Consider the following 15,643-nt stretch of genomic DNA (forward strand, 5'->3'; position numbering starts at 1 on the left):
GGGGCCCCGCTCCAGACGGTCCGTCAGACCTCGACGACGACCGGGAGGATCATCGGGCGCCGGCGGTAGGTGTCGGAGACCCACTTGCCCAGCGTGCGGCGGATGAGCTGCTGCAGCTGGTGGGGTTCGACGACGCCGTCCTGGGCCGACTTGTCCAGCACTTCCTGGATCCGGGGGATGACGGCGTTGAACGCCGAGTCCTCGATGCCGGAGCCGCGCGCCTGCACCGTGGGACCACTGGTGATCTTGCCGGTGCTGGAGTCGACGACCACGAAGACCGAGATGATGCCCTCGTCCCCGAGGATCTTGCGGTCCTTCAGGGCCGGCTCGCCGACATCGCCGACGGAGAGGCCGTCCACGTAGACGTATCCGGCCTGGACCTTGCCGACGATCTTGGCCTTGCCGCCGACGAGGTCGACGACGACGCCGTCCTCGGCGATGACGATGCGGTCGTGCGGGACGCCGGTGAGGGCGCCGAGCTCCGCGTTGGCGCGCAGGTGGCGCCATTCGCCGTGGACCGGCATCAGGTTCTTCGGCTTGCAGATGTTGTAGAAGTACAGCAGCTCGCCTGCCGAGGCGTGGCCCGAGACGTGGACCTTGGCGTTGCCCTTGTGGACGACGTTCGCGCCCCAGCGGGTCAGGCCGTTGATCACGCGGTAGACGGCGTTCTCGTTGCCGGGGATCAGCGACGACGCCAGGATCACGGTGTCGCCGGAGACGATGCGGATCTGGTGGTCGCGGTTGGCCATGCGCGAGAGCGCGGCCATCGGCTCGCCCTGGGAGCCCGTGCAGACGAGGACGACCTCGTCGTCCGGGAGGTCGTCGAGCGTCTTCACGTCGACGACGAGCCCGGCCGGGACCTTCAGGTAACCGAGGTCGCGGGCGATGCCCATGTTGCGGACCATCGAGCGGCCGACGAACGCGACGCGGCGGCCGTACTCGTGCGCCGCGTCCAGGACCTGCTGGATGCGGTGCACGTGGCTGGCGAACGAGGCGACGATGATGCGCTTGCGGGCCGAGGCGAAGACGCCGCGGATCACGTTCGAGATGTCGCGCTCGGGCGGGACGAAGCCCGGGACCTCGGCGTTCGTCGAGTCGGTGAGGAGCAGGTCGATGCCCTCCTCGCCGAGCCGCGCGAACGTGGGCAGGTCGGTCAGGCGACGGTCCAGCGGGAGCTGGTCCATCTTGAAGTCACCCGTGTGCACCACCATGCCGGCGGGCGTGCGGATGGCGACGGCCAGCGCGTCCGGGATCGAGTGGTTGACCGCGATGAACTCACAGTCGAACGGGCCGAGCCGCTCGCGGTCGCCCTCGGCGACCTCGAGCGTGTACGGGCGGATCCGGTGCTCCTGGAGCTTCGCCTCGATCAGGGCGAGGGTCAGCTTGGAGCCGATCAGCGGGATGTCCGGCTTCTCGCGCAGCAGGTACGGGACAGCACCGATGTGGTCCTCGTGCCCGTGCGTGAGGACGATGCCCTCGATGTCGTCGAGGCGGTCCCTGATGGACGTGAAGTCCGGCAGGATCAGGTCGATTCCGGGCTGCTCCTCCTCGGGGAAGAGCACTCCGCAGTCGACGATCAGCAGACGGCCGTCGAACTCGAAGACGGTCATGTTGCGGCCGATCTCGCCGAGGCCGCCGAGCGGGGTGACGCGCAGGCCGCCCTTCGGGAGCTTCGGCGGGGCGCCGAGTTCAGGATGCGGATGACTCAAAAGACTCTCCTCACCACGCACGCCACGTACCTGTCGGGCACGTGGCGCGCGTGACGTTCGTGCAGTTAGCAGTTGTCTTGGTAATTCTTCGGTCTTGCTCTTCTTGTGTTGTTCAGTTGTGAAGCTTTGCCAAGTCTGTTGTCAGAGCTGTACCCCGCCGGCGGCAAGATCGATCTTGAGCTGGGCGGTCTCCTCGGCGGTCAGCTCGACGAGGGGGAGGCGCAGCGGTCCGGCCGGCAGGCCCTGGAGGTCGAGAGCGGCCTTCGTGGTGATGACGCCCTGCGTGCGGAACATGCCGGTGAAGACGGGGAGCAGCTTCTGGTGGATCTCCGTCGCCTTGTGTACGTCACCCGACAGGTACGCGTCGAGCATGGCGCGCAGGTCGGGGGCGACGAGGTGGCCGACGACGGAGACGAAGCCGCAGGCGCCGACGGACAGGAGCGGCAGGTTGAGCATGTCGTCGCCGGAGTACCAGGCAAGGCCGGAGCGGGCGATGGCCCAGCTGGCGCGGCCGAGGTCGCCCTTGGCGTCCTTGTTGGCGACGATGCGCGGGTGCTCGGCGAGGCGGACGATCGTGTCCGTGTTGATCGGCACGCCGCTGCGGCCCGGGATGTCGTACAGCATCACGGGCAGTTCGGTCGCGTCGGCGATCGCCGTGAAGTGGCGGTACAGGCCCTCCTGCGGGGGCTTGTTGTAGTACGGCGTGACCGTGAGGAGTCCGTGGGCGCCGGCCTGCTGGGCGGCGCGGGCGAGCTCGATGCTGTGGTGCGTGTCGTTCGTGCCGACGCCGGCGACGACGTGGGCGCGGTCACCGACCGCCTCGACCACGGCTCGTACGAGATCCGATTTCTCCGCGTCGCTGGTGGTCGGGGACTCGCCCGTGGTGCCGTTGACGATCAGGCCGTCGTTGCCTGCGTCCACCAGGTGGGCGGCGAGCCGCTGCGCGCCGTCGAGGTCGAGTGCGCCGTCCGCCGTGAAGGGCGTGACCATGGCGGTGAGGACCCTCCCGAAGGGGGTCTGCGGAGTCGAGGTCGGAGCCATGGGTAACACGCTACTCGCTGCTCAGCACCGGGTCCCCCCTCGGGGGCGGCGACAACTCACGACAAAGTGGGATCCCGGCACTGCCTGCTCGGGGGTTCAGGCAGTACCGGGTCCGTTTGATCAGGCTAGATGAACTTTACGAAATGCCGCAATACGGACACTTCGCGCGGATGATCCGCACATCTGTACCGCTCGAGCTCACGGCGCGGAGCGGCGGGTTCCACCGGCGCATCCGCAGCCGATCCGCGGCCGATCTGCGGCGATCCACGGTGATCTCCGTTCATCCCCGGCGGTCTCTGGTGATCTCCGTGGATCTCAGGCGAAGAAGAGTGAACTTCAGAGAAATCGGGGAAACAGGGCACCTTTCGGGGCGTTCGAGCGTCTGTGTAGGTGCACACCGTGCGTTCGACACCTTCGTTCGACCGTCCTTCGACCTCCTGAGGAGAAGCACCGCCCATGTTTCGTCGGCGCGAGCCTGTTCCGTTCGCCTTCGTCGCTGAAGCCGACAAGTTCCGCAGCAACGTCACGCCGCCCGCGCGTGAACGCCTCACCTTCGGGCAGTTCGCCGGGCGCGCCCTGGTGGGGCTGACCGTCGTCGGCGGGCTCGTCGCCTCCCTGATGTTCGGCATGCCGGCCCTGTCGCAGGACCAGGCTCCGGGGCACACGCAGACGTCGGAGGCGTCGGACGGGCGCTGACACCGACGCTCGTACGGCCCCCTGAGGTGGAAGGCCGGAGCACGCGTAGGTAGCCTCACCGGGCACAGAGCCCATCCAGCGTGGAGCGAGTGAGGACCAGTCGTGCCCCTGCCCTTTCTGACGGCCGACCGTGCTTTCGAGGAGGCCGCGGCGGACACCGCGCTGCCCTTCGACGACCGGGACCAGTGGCGTCGCCCCTACCGACCGGGGCCGTACCGGGTGGCCGCTTCCGCCCTGTTGCTGCTGCTCGCCTCGTACGTGCTGGTCGCCGCGGTGATCATCGCCGCGGCCGGGGACGTCACGGCGGCCTCGCTCTGCGGCGCGCTCGCCGTGCTCATCATCGCGGCGGCCCTGCGCCTGCTGCGCATGGGCACCTGGGTGAGCGCGCGCGGCGTGCGCCACGTCGCCTTCCTCCGCACCCAGACCGCCCCGTGGAACGCGGTGGTGACCGTCCGTACGGTGCAGCAGCCGGTGCGCTGGCTCGGGCTGCCCCGCACGGTCCAGGGGCAGGCGCTGGTCCTCGTACGGCGGGACCGGCAGGGGGAGCAGGCGACGCTGCTGACGAGTCACAACGGTGACTTCCTGGGGCGCTCCACCGCGTTCGAGCGGGCCGCCGACAGTGTCGAGGTGTGGGCCGAGGAGTACCGGCCGCAGCGCTGACGGGCGCGCAGACATGCGAGAGGGGCCGCACCGGATCGGTGCGGCCCCTCTCGCGTGCGGTCAGGCCTCGACCGTGCGGCCCTCCTGGAGGGCGATCGCGCGCTGCATCGCCTTGCGGGCGCGCGGGGTGTCCCTCGCGTCCTTGTAGGCGACGGCCAGGCGGAACCAGCAGCGCCAGTCCCCCGGCGTGTCCTCCGTCTCGGCCTTGCGGCGGGCGAAGACCTCGTCGGCGGAGTCGCGGTCGATGCGGCCGTACTGGTCGCGCCGCAGCTCGTCGACGGGCAGTCCGCCCTCCGCCTCCAGGAGTTCGGCCAGATGGTTGGCCTTCTGGACGAACCGGGTGTTCGCCCACAGGAACCACAGGCCGATCACCGGGAGGATCAGCACCGCGACGCCGAAGGTGATCGCCAGCGCGGTGCCCTGGCGGATGAGCATGACGCCGCGGTCGCCGGCCAGGACGAAGTAGACGACCAGGACAGCGGCCGTCACGGCATAGGTGATCTTCGCGCGCATCGCCGTGGGTCAGCCGTTCAGGTCGAGGAAGTGTTCCAGGCCGAAGGTGAGGCCCGGGGTCGTCACGACCTTGCGCGCACCCAGCAGGATGCCCGGCATGAAGCTGCTGTGGTGCAGCGAGTCGTGGCGGATGGTCAGCGTCTCCCCCTCGCCGCCCAGGAGGACCTCCTGGTGGGCCAGGAGGCCGCGCAGACGCACCGAGTGGACCGGGATGCCGTCCACGTCCGCGCCGCGCGCTCCGTCGAGGGCCGTGGCCGTCGCGTCGGGCTGCGGCGCGCTGCCGGCCTTCTCGCGGGCGGCCGCGATGAGCTGCGCCGTGCGGGCGGCCGTGCCCGAGGGGGCGTCGACCTTCTTCGGGTGGTGCAGCTCGATGACCTCGACGGACTCGAAGTACGGAGCGGCGGCCTCGGCGAACTTCATGGTGAGGACGGCGCCGATGGAGAAGTTCGGCGCGATGAGCACACCGGTGGACGGGGAGTCCGCGAGCCACTGGTTCAGCTGCGCGAGGCGGTCCTCGGTCCAGCCCGTCGTGCCGACGACGCCGTGGATCCCGTGGCGCACGCAGAACTCAAGGTTCCGCATGACCGAGTCGGGCGTCGTCAGTTCGACCGCGACCTGGGCGCCGGACTCCGTGAGGGTCTCCAGCTTGTCGCCGCGGCCGAGGGCGGCCACGAGCTCCATGTCCTCGGCGGCCTCGACGGCCCGGACCGCCTCGGAGCCGATGCGGCCGTTGGCCCCGAGGACCGCCACGCGCAGCTTGCTCATGTTCTCCCAGTTCCTTCTGTCAGTGCGGGTGTTACGCGACCGCTTCGTGCAGACGGGCGGTCTGCTTGTCCTTGAGCGGGCCGATGACCGACAGGGACGGACGCTGTCCCAGGATCTCCCGGGCCACCTCGCGCACCTCGTCGGGGGTCACCGCGGCGATCCGCTCCAGCATGTCGGAGACGGACATCTGCTCGCCCCAGCACAGCTCGCTCTTGCCGATGCGGTTCATGAGCGCGCCGGTGTCCTCCAGGCCGAGGACCGTGGAGCCGGAGAGCTGGCCGATGGCGCGAGTGATCTCGTCGTCGCTCAGGCCCTCCCGCGCGGCCAGGTCGAGCTCGTCGCGGCAGATCTGCAGGACGTCGTGCACCTGGTTGGGCCGGCAGCCCGCGTACACGCCGAACAGGCCGCAGTCGGCGAAGGCCGAGGTGTACGAGTACACGCTGTAGGCCAGGCCGCGCTTCTCGCGGACCTCCTGGAAGAGGCGGGAGGACATGCCGCCGCCCAGTGCCGTGTTGAGCACGCCCATGGCCCAGCGGCGGTCGTCGGTGCGGGCGAGGCCCGGCATGCCGAGGATGACGTGGGCCTGCTCGGTCTTGCGGCCGAGGACGTCGACGCGGCCGGCGGCGCGCAGGCTCTTGCTGCCGGTGCGGGGGCCGACGGGGAGCGCGGTGGCGTCGCCGAGGGCGCCCGCCTTGTCGAAGGCGGCACGGACCTGGCGGACCACCTTGTTGTGGTCGACGTTGCCCGCGGCCGCGACGACGAGGTGCGTCGGGTCGTAGTGCTTCTTGTAGAAGCGGCTGATCTGGCCGCGGCTGAGCGCGTTGATCGTGTCGACCGTGCCGAGGACCGGGCGGCCCAGCGGGGTGTCGCCGAGCATGGTGTGCGCGAACAGGTCGTGCACGCAGTCGCCCGGGTCGTCCTCGGTCATCGCGATCTCTTCGAGGATGACGCCGCGCTCGGCGTCGACGTCGGCCTCCTCGATGAGGGAGCCGGTCAGCATGTCGCAGACGACGTCGATGGCGAGCGGCAGGTCGGTGTCGAGCACGCGCGCGTAGTAGCACGTGTACTCCTTCGCCGTGAAGGCGTTCATCTCGCCGCCGACCGCGTCGATCGCGGCGGAGATGTCGAGGGCGCTGCGCTTGTGAGTGCCCTTGAAGAGGAGGTGCTCCAGGTAGTGCGTCGCGCCGTTCAGGGTCGGCGTCTCGTCACGGGAGCCCACGTGGGCCCAGATGCCGAAGGTCGCCGAGCGGACGGAGGGCAGGGTCTCGGTGACGATGCGCAGGCCGCTGGGGAGCGTGGTCCTGCGGACCGTACCGATGCCGTTCTCGCCCTTGATCAGGGTTTGGGTACGGGCGACGGCCCGCGCCTCCGAGGAGGTGCGGGCCGTCGCCTTGGTGCTACGGGACGTCACTTGTCGGTGTCGTCCTTCGCGTCGTCGCCCTCTTCGCCCTCGATCACGGGGATCAGGGAGAGCTTGCCGCGGGAGTCGATCTCGGCGATCTCGACCTGGACCTTCTGGCCCACACCGAGGACGTCCTCGACGTTCTCCACGCGCTTGCCGCCGGCGAGCTTGCGGATCTGCGAGATGTGCAGCAGGCCGTCCTTGCCCGGGAGCAGGGACACGAACGCGCCGAAGGTCGTCGTCTTCACGACGGTGCCCAGGTAGCGCTCGCCGACCTCCGGCATGGTCGGGTTGGCGATGCCGTTGATCGTGGCGCGGGCGGCCTCGGCGGCCGGGCCGTCGGCGGCACCGATGTAGATGGTGCCGTCGTCCTCGATCGTGATGTCGGCGCCGGTGTCCTCCTGGATCTGGTTGATCATCTTGCCCTTGGGGCCGATGACCTCACCGATCTTGTCGACCGGGATCTTGACCGTGATGATCCGCGGCGCGTTCGGGGACATCTCGTCCGGGACGTCGATCGCTTCCATCATCACGTCGAGGATGTGGAGGCGGGCGTCCTTGGCCTGCTTGAGGGCGGCGGCCAGGACGGAGGCCGGGATGCCGTCGAGCTTCGTGTCCAGCTGGAGGGCGGTCACGAACTCCTTGGTGCCGGCGACCTTGAAGTCCATGTCGCCGAAGGCGTCCTCCGCACCGAGGATGTCGGTGAGGGTGACGTAGTGCGTCTTGCCGTCGATCTCCTGGGAGATCAGACCCATGGCGATACCGGCGACGGGGGCCTTCAGCGGCACACCGGCGTTCAGCATCGACATGGTGGAGGCGCAGACGGAGCCCATGGACGTCGAGCCGTTGGAGCCGAGGGCCTCGGACACCTGACGGATCGCGTAGGGGAACTCCTCGCGCGTCGGGAGCACCGGCACCAGGGCGCGCTCGGCGAGGGCGCCGTGGCCGATCTCGCGGCGCTTGGGGGAGCCGACGCGGCCCGTCTCACCGACGGAGTACGGCGGGAAGTTGTAGTTGTGCATGTAGCGCTTGCGGGTCACCGGGGAGAGGGTGTCCAGCTGCTGCTCCATGCGCAGCATGTTCAGCGTGGTGACGCCCAGGATCTGGGTCTCGCCGCGCTCGAACAGGGCGGAGCCGTGCACGCGCGGGATGGCCTCGACCTCGGCGGCCAGGGTGCGGATGTCGGTGACACCGCGGCCGTCGATGCGCTTCTTCTCCTTGATGACGCGCTCGCGGACCAGGGACTTGGTCAGCGCGCGGTACGCGGCGGAGATCTCCTTCTCGCGGCCCTCGAACTCCGGGAGGAGCTTCTCGGCGGCCAGACCCTTGACGCGGTCCAGCTCGGCCTCGCGCTCCTGCTTGCCGGCGATGGTCAGCGCGGCGGAGAGCTCGGGCTTCACGGCGGCGGTCAGGGCCTCGAGCACGTCGTCCTGGAAGTCCAGGAAGATCGGGAACTCGGCGGTCGGCTTCGCGGCCTTGGCGGCGAGGTCGGCCTGGGCCTTGCACAGCACCTTGATGAAGGGCTTGGCGGCCTCGAGACCGGCGGCGACGACCTCCTCGGTCGGCGCCTCGGCGCCGCCCTTGACCAGCTGGATGGTCTTCTCGGTGGCCTCGGCCTCGACCATCATGATCGCGACGTCGCCGTCCTCGAGGACGCGACCGGCGACGACCATGTCGAAGACGGCGTCCTCGAGCTCGGTGTGCGTCGGGAACGCGACCCACTGGCCGTTGATCAGCGCGACGCGGACGCCGCCGACCGGGCCGGAGAAGGGCAGACCGGCCAGCTGGGTGGACGCGGACGCGGCGTTGATCGCGACGACGTCGTACAGGTGGTCGGGGTTGAGCGCCATGATCGTCGCGACGACCTGGATCTCGTTGCGCAGGCCCTTCTTGAAGGAGGGGCGCAGCGGGCGGTCGATGAGGCGGCAGGTGAGGACGGCGTCCTCGGAGGGCCGGCCCTCACGACGGAAGAAGCTGCCGGGGATCTTGCCGGCGGCGTACATCCGCTCCTCGACGTCCACCGTCAGGGGGAAGAAGTCGAGCTGGTCCTTGGGGTTCTTCGAGGCCGAGGTGGCCGAGAGGACCATCGTGTCGTCGTCGAGGTAGGCGACGGCGGAGCCGGCGGCCTGGCGGGCCAGACGGCCCGTCTCGAAGCGGATGGTGCGGGTGCCGAAGGAGCCGTTGTCAATGACGGCCTCGGCGTAGTGGGTCTCGTTCTCCACTAGCGTTTTCTCCGTTGCTTTCGTCTGTATTCGTCTTTTGTCCCGTACTGCCCGTGTGGCAGGGGGACGAACGGAGCAGCGCGCCTTGGAGCGGGCCGGTCTTCGATCGAAGCACCCGGGGATCCTCTTGCGTCTCCGGGGGCCACTACCGAGGACCGGCGGCGGCGAGGGCTGCGCTGTTCCTCGTCTCGAGCACGCGTCACGCGTACTCGTACGTCACCAGACTACAAAGCCTGTGTGACAGTGCGCACGTACAGCAAAAGGGAGCGGCCCCCTCAATCGGGAACCGCTCCCCTTTCGGCGTCTTATCGGGCGCCGGCCGCACCGCGGCGGATGCCGAGGCGCTCGACCAGGACACGGAAGCGCGCGATGTCCTTCTTGGCCAGGTACTGCAGGAGGCGGCGACGCTGGCCGACCAGGATCAGCAGACCACGACGGGAGTGGTGGTCGTGCTTGTGCGTCTTGAGGTGCTCGGTCAGGTCCGAGATGCGGCGGGAGAGCATGGCCACCTGAACCTCGGGAGAGCCGGTGTCGCCCTCCTTCTGGCCGAACTCGGCGATGATCTGCTTCTTCGTAGCGTTGTCGAGAGCCACGCTTACTCCTCGTAGAGTTTTCGTGCCGCCGAGTGCCCCTGGTCTACATCTCAGGGGAGCTTCCGTAACTCGGGAGGCGGGGATCCGCTGGGCGCTGCTCCCAGCTGATGCCGGGGGCGCGTACACAAACGGCCGTCACACAGCGTACCAGCCGTCGGGTGCGCCCCCGACCGGGGTCCCTGCTAGCTGGTCATGGCCCGCGCCGACGCGTAGACGTCGAAGACGGCCAGGGCCAACGGGATCAGCGTGAGCAGGACGAACGTCTCGGCGATCTCCAGGAAGCGGCCCCAGAAGGGGGTGACTCCGCGACGCGGGGTGATCAGGCCGATCGAGGTCACCAGGGCGGTGGCCGCGCCGATCGCCGCGATGATCCACACGGTGCGGATGTCGAGGGCCGTGGTGTCGTTCTTGAAGATCGCGTCGCGCAGGTAGTCGACCGGCGGGTGCAGGGCGAGGCCGAGTCCCAGGAAGACGAGCGCGGCGAGACCGGCGGCGAGCGTGGCCCCGACCTGCGCCGTGTAGCGGAACAGGTGCGCGCGCATCAGCATGGCGACGCCCGTGGCGAGGGCGAGCAGCTGCCCCCAGACGTTGTTGGAGAAGCCGAGGACGATCGAGGAGCCCACGGAGACGAGGGCGCAGCCGCCGACGAGGCCGACGAGCAGCTCGTGGCCGCGGCGGGCCTGGGCGGCGACGCGCTCGGCGTCGACGGCCTCGTGGACGCCCGACGGGTCGGCGGTCGTGTCGTAGCCGGCGCGGCCCGGGTTCGGCGGTTCGAAGCCGATGGGCAGGCGGGCGAAGCGCATGGAGAGGCCGGGCAGGAACGCGAGGGCGCTCACGGAGAGCGGCGCGCCGATGGCGGCCGTCTCGATCGGCTTGAGGTGCGTGAGGATCGCGATGAAGGTGGTGATCAGGCCGATCAGCGAGGCGAAGACGAACGCCACGAAGGGCCCGTCACCGCCGGGCGAGACCAGGGTGAGCACCACGGAGGCGACCAGGACCGCCGCGCAGGCGAGCAGGAACTGGAGCCTGCCGATGCCCTGCCCCTCGGAGAGCGGGAGCAGTCCGGAGCCCGCGACCGCGATGTTCGGCAGGGCGCCGAGACCGAGCGCGACGGCCGAGCCGCGGTCGTCGTAGACGCGGCCCCGTACGCACGCCAGGGTGATCAGCAGGACGCCGGCGACGGCGGCCAGGATGCCCTGGAGGCTGTGCATGTCGTGGCGGATCTCGGAGTTCCACGCGACGAAGGCCATGAGGGCGGGCAGGATGCCGCCGGCCACGAGGCCCGCCGCGCGGGTGAGGTCTCCGCTCCACAGGGTGCGGTCCTTGGTGACGGCGGAGGCGACGGCCTCGGACACGTCGTCGTAGACCGCGGGCGGCAGCGACTCGGAGAACGGGCGCAGCGTCAGCAGCTCGCCGTCCAGGATGCGCTGCGCCGAGAAGGAGCGGGCGCTGTCGAGGACCGTGCCGTCGCGGCGTACGAGGTGGTAGCCGACGGGCGCCCCCTCGGCCGGGCTCTGCTGGGAGAGCCGCAGGATCTCGGGGTACAGGTCGGCGACCGGCACGTCGTCGGGCAGTGCCACGTCGATGCGGCTGTCGGGCGCCACGATCGTGACGCGGCAGAATCCGAGGCCCGTGCCCGCAGACGCGGGAGCTCCGGGACCCGCTGCGCCGGTCCGGCCGGCCGGCGCGGAGGCCGTCATGCTCACCTGCTGTTCCCCCTTGTTCGCGAAGGCCTTCTGTAAAGATCCTGTGTACGTTGGCCTGTGTTGCGGCGCAGGGCCGGTCACACGGGCCGTTCCGCCCGGGCCGAGTGGGAACCACACGTTCCGAACCGCGTGCAATGCCCGATTTTCCTGGGCTCGTTCGCAACTGCTCACGCGTACCTCCGGCACCCTACCGCCCGCCGTTGTCAGTGGTTGTCAGTAGGATCGCGAACCGCGATCGACGTCCGCCTGACACGGGGCGGCGGACGGAAAAGCTCGGTCCGGCAAGGGAATTGGTGCTAAGTGAGCCACATCGTCGTCAAGCGCCCACCTCGGGCACTGCCGTCCGAGGTGCCCACGGAAGAGGTGGTGCTGCAGCCTCCGCCGGAGCTTCCGCGGGGGCAGCAGGAAGGCGCCCTGATGCAGATCCTGCCCATGCTGGGCATGGGCGGTTCGGTGGTGTTCTTCTTCAACCCCTCGTCACCGCCGTTCATGCGCATCATGGGCATGGTGATGGTGGCGTCGACCATCGCGATGGGCATCGCGATGCTGGTCCGCTACCGCAGGGGCAACCAGGGACAGATGGCGGACATGCGCCGCGACTACCTGCGCTACCTGTCGCAGACGCGCCGTGACGCCCTCGGCACCGCCAGGAAGCAGCGCGACGCGCAGTACTACCTGCACCCTTCGCCGGAGCAACTGTGGGCGCTGGTCGCCGAGGGCAGCCGCGTCTGGGAGCGCCGCACCGGTGACGAGGACTTCGGACAGGTGCGCGTCGGGCTCGGCGCGCAGGGTCTGGCCACTCCCCTGGTGCCGCCGCAGACCGCGCCGGTCGACGAGCTGGAGCCGCTGACCGCCGGCGCCATGCAGCGTTTCCTGGCGACGCACAGCACGCTCGAGGACCTGCCGATGGCGGTCTCGCTGCGCGCCTTCTACCACGTGTCCGTGAGCGGCGAGCCGACGACCGTGCGCGGCACCGCGCGCGCCGTGGCCGCCTCCCTTGCCTCGCTGCACTCCCCCGAGGACCTCGTCGTCGCGGTCGCCGCGGGGCGCGAGACGGTCGGCGAGTGGGAGTGGGCCAAGTGGCTGCCGCACTCCCAGGTGCCGGGCCAGACGGACGGCGCGGGCAGCCGCCGCCTCATCACCACCGACCCGGTGGAGCTGGAGGAGCTGCTCACCCCGCGTCTGGAGGGCCGCCCGCGCTTCCACCCCGGTGGCGCCCCGGTCCCCGAGCAGCCGCACCTGGTGGTCGTCCTGGACGGTGTCTCCCTGCCGCCCACCTCGATCCTGGCCTCCCCCGAGGGCCTGCAGGGTGTGACGGTCCTGGAGGTCGTCCCCGGCGACCTCAGCGCCGGCCGCGGCGACCTGTCGATCGTCGTGCACCCGAAGATGCTGCGCCTGGAGTCGGCGCACGGCATGGTCTACGAGGGCACGCCGGACGTCCTGTCGTACGCGGGCGCCGAGGCGCTCGCCCGCCAGCTGGCGCCGCTGCGCATGGCGACAGGCGGCGACAGCGACGACGAGCCGCTGCTGGCCAACCTGGAGTTCACCGATCTGATGAACCTGGGCGACGCCGCGACCGTCGACACCAAGCGCACCTGGCGCCCGCGCTCGCAGGCCGAGCGGCTGCGCGTGCCGATCGGTGTCGGCGACGACGGCCGGCCCGTGATGCTCGACCTCAAGGAGGCTGCGCAGGAGGGCATGGGCCCGCACGGTCTGTGCGTCGGCGCCACCGGTTCCGGCAAGTCGGAGCTGCTGCGCACCCTGGTGCTCGGCCTCGCCGTCACCCACTCCTCCGAGACGCTGAACTTCGTCCTCGCGGACTTCAAGGGTGGTGCCACGTTCGCCGGCATGGCCCAGATGCCGCACGTCGCGGCCGTCATCACGAACCTGGCGGACGACCTGACGCTCGTCGACCGTATGGGTGACTCCATCCGCGGTGAGCTCAACCGCCGCCAGGAGATGCTCCGCGACGCGGGCAACTACGCGAACATCCACGACTACGAGAAGGCGCGCGCGGCCGGTGCCCCGCTGCAGCCGATCCCCTCGCTCGTCCTGGTGATCGACGAGTTCTCCGAACTGCTCACGGCGAAGCCGGACTTCATCGAGATGTTCGTCCAGATCGGCCGCATCGGCCGTTCGCTGGGCGTGCACCTGCTGCTCGCCTCGCAGCGCCTGGAGGAGGGCCGGCTGCGCGGCCTGGAGACGTACCTGTCGTACCGCATCGGTCTGCGGACGTTCTCGGCGGCCGAGTCCCGTGCCGCGCTGGGTGTCCCGGACGCGTACGAGCTGCCGAACGTGCCGGGTTCCGGCTTCCTGAAGTTCGGCACCGACGAGATGGTGCGCTTCAAGGCGGCCTACGTCTCGGGTGTGTACCGCACGGGTTCCGCGCGGGTCGCCACACCCGGCGGGCCGCTTCCGGTGGACCGGCGCCCGGTGCTGTTCACGGCCGCGCAGGTGCCGGTGCAGTACGTGCAGCTGCCGCCGCAGCGCGAGGAGGAGGCGCAGGCCCCGCGCGACGAGAAGGACGACGCGCTGGCCGACACCGTGCTCGACGTGATCGTGCGCCGCCTCGAGGCGCAGGGTCCGGCCGCGCACCAGGTGTGGCTGCCGCCGCTGGACAGCCCGCCGTCGCTCGACTCGCTGCTGCCCGGCCTCGCGCCCGTGCAGGGCCGCGGGCTCACCCAGCCCGGGTACGAGGGCGCCGGCCGTCTGGTCATCCCCGTAGGCCTCGTCGACAAGCCGTACGAGCAGCGGCGCGACCCGCTGTGGGTGGACTTCGGCGGTGCGGCCGGTCACATGCAGATCCTGGGTGGTCCGCAGTCCGGCAAGTCGACGCTGCTGCGCTCCATCGTGGCGTCGTTCGCGCTGACGCACACGCCGCAGGAAGTCCAGTTCTACGGGCTCGACTTCGGTGGTGGCGGTCTCGCGGCCGTCGAGGGGCTGCCGCACGTGGGTGGTGTGGCCTCGCGTCTGGACCCCGAGAAGGTGCGCCGTACGGCGGCCGAGGTGTACGGCGTGCTGACGCGCCGCGAGGAGTACTTCCGTACGGCGGGCATCGCGTCGATCGCCGACTTCCGCGCGCGCCGCGCGCGGGGCGACATCTCGATGACCGACCAGCCGTGGGGCGACGTGTTCCTGCTGATCGACGGCTGGGGCAACTTCCGTTCGGACTACGAGGCGTTGGAGCCGCTGGTCCTGGACATGGCGGCGCGCGGTCTCGGTTACGGCATCCACGTGGTCGTGACGGCGTCGCGGTCCATGGAGGTCCGGGCGAACATGAAGGACCACCTCATGAACCGCCTGGAGCTGCGGCTCGGCGACACGATGGACTCCGAGTTCGACCGCAAGGTCGCGGCCAACGTGCCGACGGGTGTCCCCGGTCGTGGTCAGACGCCGCAGAAGCAGCACTTCATGGCGGCGGTGCCGCGCATCGACGGTCTGTCCTCGGACACGGACCTGGCGGAGGCGACGAGCGCGCTCGCCGCCGAGGTGACCCGGCACTGGACGGCGCCGGGCGCACCCCCGGTACGGCTGCTGCCGCGCGAGTTCCCGGCGCGCCAGCTGCCGCCGGGCGACCGGTTCCCGGAGCGGGGCATCGCGTTCGGCCTCGACGAGGACAACCTCGAGCCGGTGTTCGTGGACTTCGAGCAGGACCCGTTCTTCCTGGTCTTCGGCGAGAGCGAGTCCGGCAAGTCGAACCTGCTGAAGCTGCTCATCCGGCAGCTGACGCAGCGCTACAGCGGCGACGTCTGCAAGCTGTTCGTCGTCGACAACCGGCGCTCGCTGCTCGATGTGACGCCGAAGTCGCACCTGGCCGAGTACATCCCGATGTCGAACCAGATGCAGCACCACATGGACGCGCTGGCCGACCTCATGCAGCGCCGGACGCCGACCGCGGACGTGACGGCGCAGCAGCTGCGCGACCGCAGCTGGTGGAGCGGTCCGACGGTCTACGTGGTGATCGACGACTACGACCTGGTGTCGACGTCGAGCGGCAACCCGCTGGCGGGCCTGACCGAGCTGCTGCCGTTCGCGCGCGACGTGGGCGTCCGCTTCATCATCGCCCGCTCGACGGCGGGCGCGGGCCGCGCCGGCTACGAGGCGTTCATGCAGCGCATCAAGGAGCTGGGCGCGCAGGGCGTGCTCCTGGCCGGTGACCCGGCGGAGGGCGATCTGCTCGGCGGTCTGCGGCCGCGGCCGATGCCGGCGGGCCGGGGCACGTTCGTGTCGCGCAAGCGGGGCAAGCCGTTGGTCCAGATCGGTCTGGAGGACTGAGCCCGGGACCTGGGCCGGGCCCTCTGTAGCACGTGAGGTGGAGGGGCCGCAGGGAGATCTT

11 protein-coding genes are annotated in these 15,643 nt (G+C 70.2%); 3 read left to right on the plus strand and 8 right to left on the minus strand.

Going from position 1 to position 15,643, the window contains the following annotated elements; genetic code table 11:
- Positions 1–23: 23 nt before the first annotated feature.
- Positions 24–1,709: a ribonuclease J gene (locus IAG42_RS08985; protein ID WP_188336498.1), complete on the minus strand. Its 1,686-nt coding sequence runs from the start codon at positions 1,707–1,709 to the stop codon at positions 24–26.
- Between the two features lie 141 nt (positions 1,710–1,850).
- Positions 1,851–2,750, minus strand: coding sequence for a 4-hydroxy-tetrahydrodipicolinate synthase (dapA, locus tag IAG42_RS08990; protein ID WP_188336499.1), 900 nt, complete (start codon positions 2,748–2,750; stop codon positions 1,851–1,853).
- A 456-nt stretch (positions 2,751–3,206) separates the two neighbouring features.
- On the opposite strand from dapA, the gene IAG42_RS08995 reads away from it, so the two are divergent.
- Together IAG42_RS08995 and IAG42_RS09000 are read left to right on the plus strand one after the other, a co-directional pair.
- Positions 3,207–3,446, plus strand: coding sequence for a hypothetical protein (locus IAG42_RS08995; protein ID WP_188336500.1), 240 nt, complete (start codon positions 3,207–3,209; stop codon positions 3,444–3,446).
- Positions 3,447–3,548: 102 nt separating this feature from the next.
- Positions 3,549–4,106 carry a hypothetical protein gene (locus IAG42_RS09000; protein ID WP_188336501.1) on the plus strand — a complete coding sequence of 186 codons (558 nt, stop codon included), beginning with the start codon at positions 3,549–3,551 and terminating at the stop codon, positions 4,104–4,106.
- A 60-nt stretch (positions 4,107–4,166) separates the two neighbouring features.
- On the opposite strand, the gene IAG42_RS09005 is transcribed toward IAG42_RS09000, so the two are convergent.
- From IAG42_RS09005 to eccD, 6 genes are all read right to left on the minus strand, one after another.
- Entirely contained in the window at positions 4,167–4,619 is a 453-nt protein-coding gene (locus IAG42_RS09005; protein ID WP_188336502.1) for a hypothetical protein, read from the minus strand.
- Between the two features lie 9 nt (positions 4,620–4,628).
- Positions 4,629–5,384, minus strand: a complete 756-nt coding sequence (dapB, locus tag IAG42_RS09010; protein WP_188336503.1) for a 4-hydroxy-tetrahydrodipicolinate reductase — start codon at positions 5,382–5,384, stop codon at positions 4,629–4,631.
- A 31-nt stretch (positions 5,385–5,415) separates the two neighbouring features.
- A complete protein-coding gene (locus IAG42_RS09015; protein WP_188336504.1) occupies positions 5,416–6,795 on the minus strand; it encodes a M16 family metallopeptidase in 1,380 nt (459 codons plus the stop codon).
- Positions 6,792–9,008: a polyribonucleotide nucleotidyltransferase gene (locus IAG42_RS09020; protein WP_188336505.1), complete on the minus strand. Its 2,217-nt coding sequence runs from the start codon at positions 9,006–9,008 to the stop codon at positions 6,792–6,794. Before IAG42_RS09020 ends, IAG42_RS09015 begins: the two co-directional genes overlap by 4 nt.
- Positions 9,009–9,313: 305 nt before the next feature.
- The gene (rpsO, locus tag IAG42_RS09025; protein WP_188336506.1) at positions 9,314–9,601 is read right to left on the minus strand and encodes a 30S ribosomal protein S15; all 288 of its coding nucleotides are present in this window, start codon (positions 9,599–9,601) and stop codon (positions 9,314–9,316) included.
- Positions 9,602–9,783: 182 nt separating this feature from the next.
- The gene (gene eccD, locus IAG42_RS09030) at positions 9,784–11,301 is read right to left on the minus strand and encodes a type VII secretion integral membrane protein EccD (RefSeq protein WP_188341268.1); all 1,518 of its coding nucleotides are present in this window, start codon (positions 11,299–11,301) and stop codon (positions 9,784–9,786) included.
- Between the two features lie 306 nt (positions 11,302–11,607).
- On the opposite strand from eccD, the gene eccCa reads away from it, so the two are divergent.
- On the plus strand, positions 11,608–15,582 hold the full coding sequence (gene eccCa / locus IAG42_RS09035) for a type VII secretion protein EccCa (RefSeq protein WP_188336507.1): 3,975 nt from the start codon (positions 11,608–11,610) through the stop codon (positions 15,580–15,582).
- Positions 15,583–15,643 lie beyond the last annotated feature (61 nt).

The sequence above is a fragment of the Streptomyces xanthii genome (assembly GCF_014621695.1).
GTDB classification, from domain to species: Bacteria; Actinomycetota; Actinomycetes; order Streptomycetales; family Streptomycetaceae; genus Streptomyces; species Streptomyces xanthii.

What these genes read in the sequence shown, in the direction of transcription:
- dapA (WP_188336499.1), bottom strand. Translation starts at nt 2,750, where the DNA reads ATGGCTCCGACCTCGACTCCGCAGACCCCCTTCGGGAGGGTCCTCACC.
- IAG42_RS08995 (WP_188336500.1), top strand. Translation starts at nt 3,207, where the DNA reads ATGTTTCGTCGGCGCGAGCCTGTTCCGTTCGCCTTCGTCGCTGAAGCC.
- IAG42_RS09005 (WP_188336502.1), bottom strand. Translation starts at nt 4,619, where the DNA reads ATGCGCGCGAAGATCACCTATGCCGTGACGGCCGCTGTCCTGGTCGTC.
- dapB (WP_188336503.1), bottom strand. Translation starts at nt 5,384, where the DNA reads ATGAGCAAGCTGCGCGTGGCGGTCCTCGGGGCCAACGGCCGCATCGGC.
- eccD (WP_188341268.1), bottom strand. Translation starts at nt 11,301, where the DNA reads ATGACGGCCTCCGCGCCGGCCGGCCGGACCGGCGCAGCGGGTCCCGGA.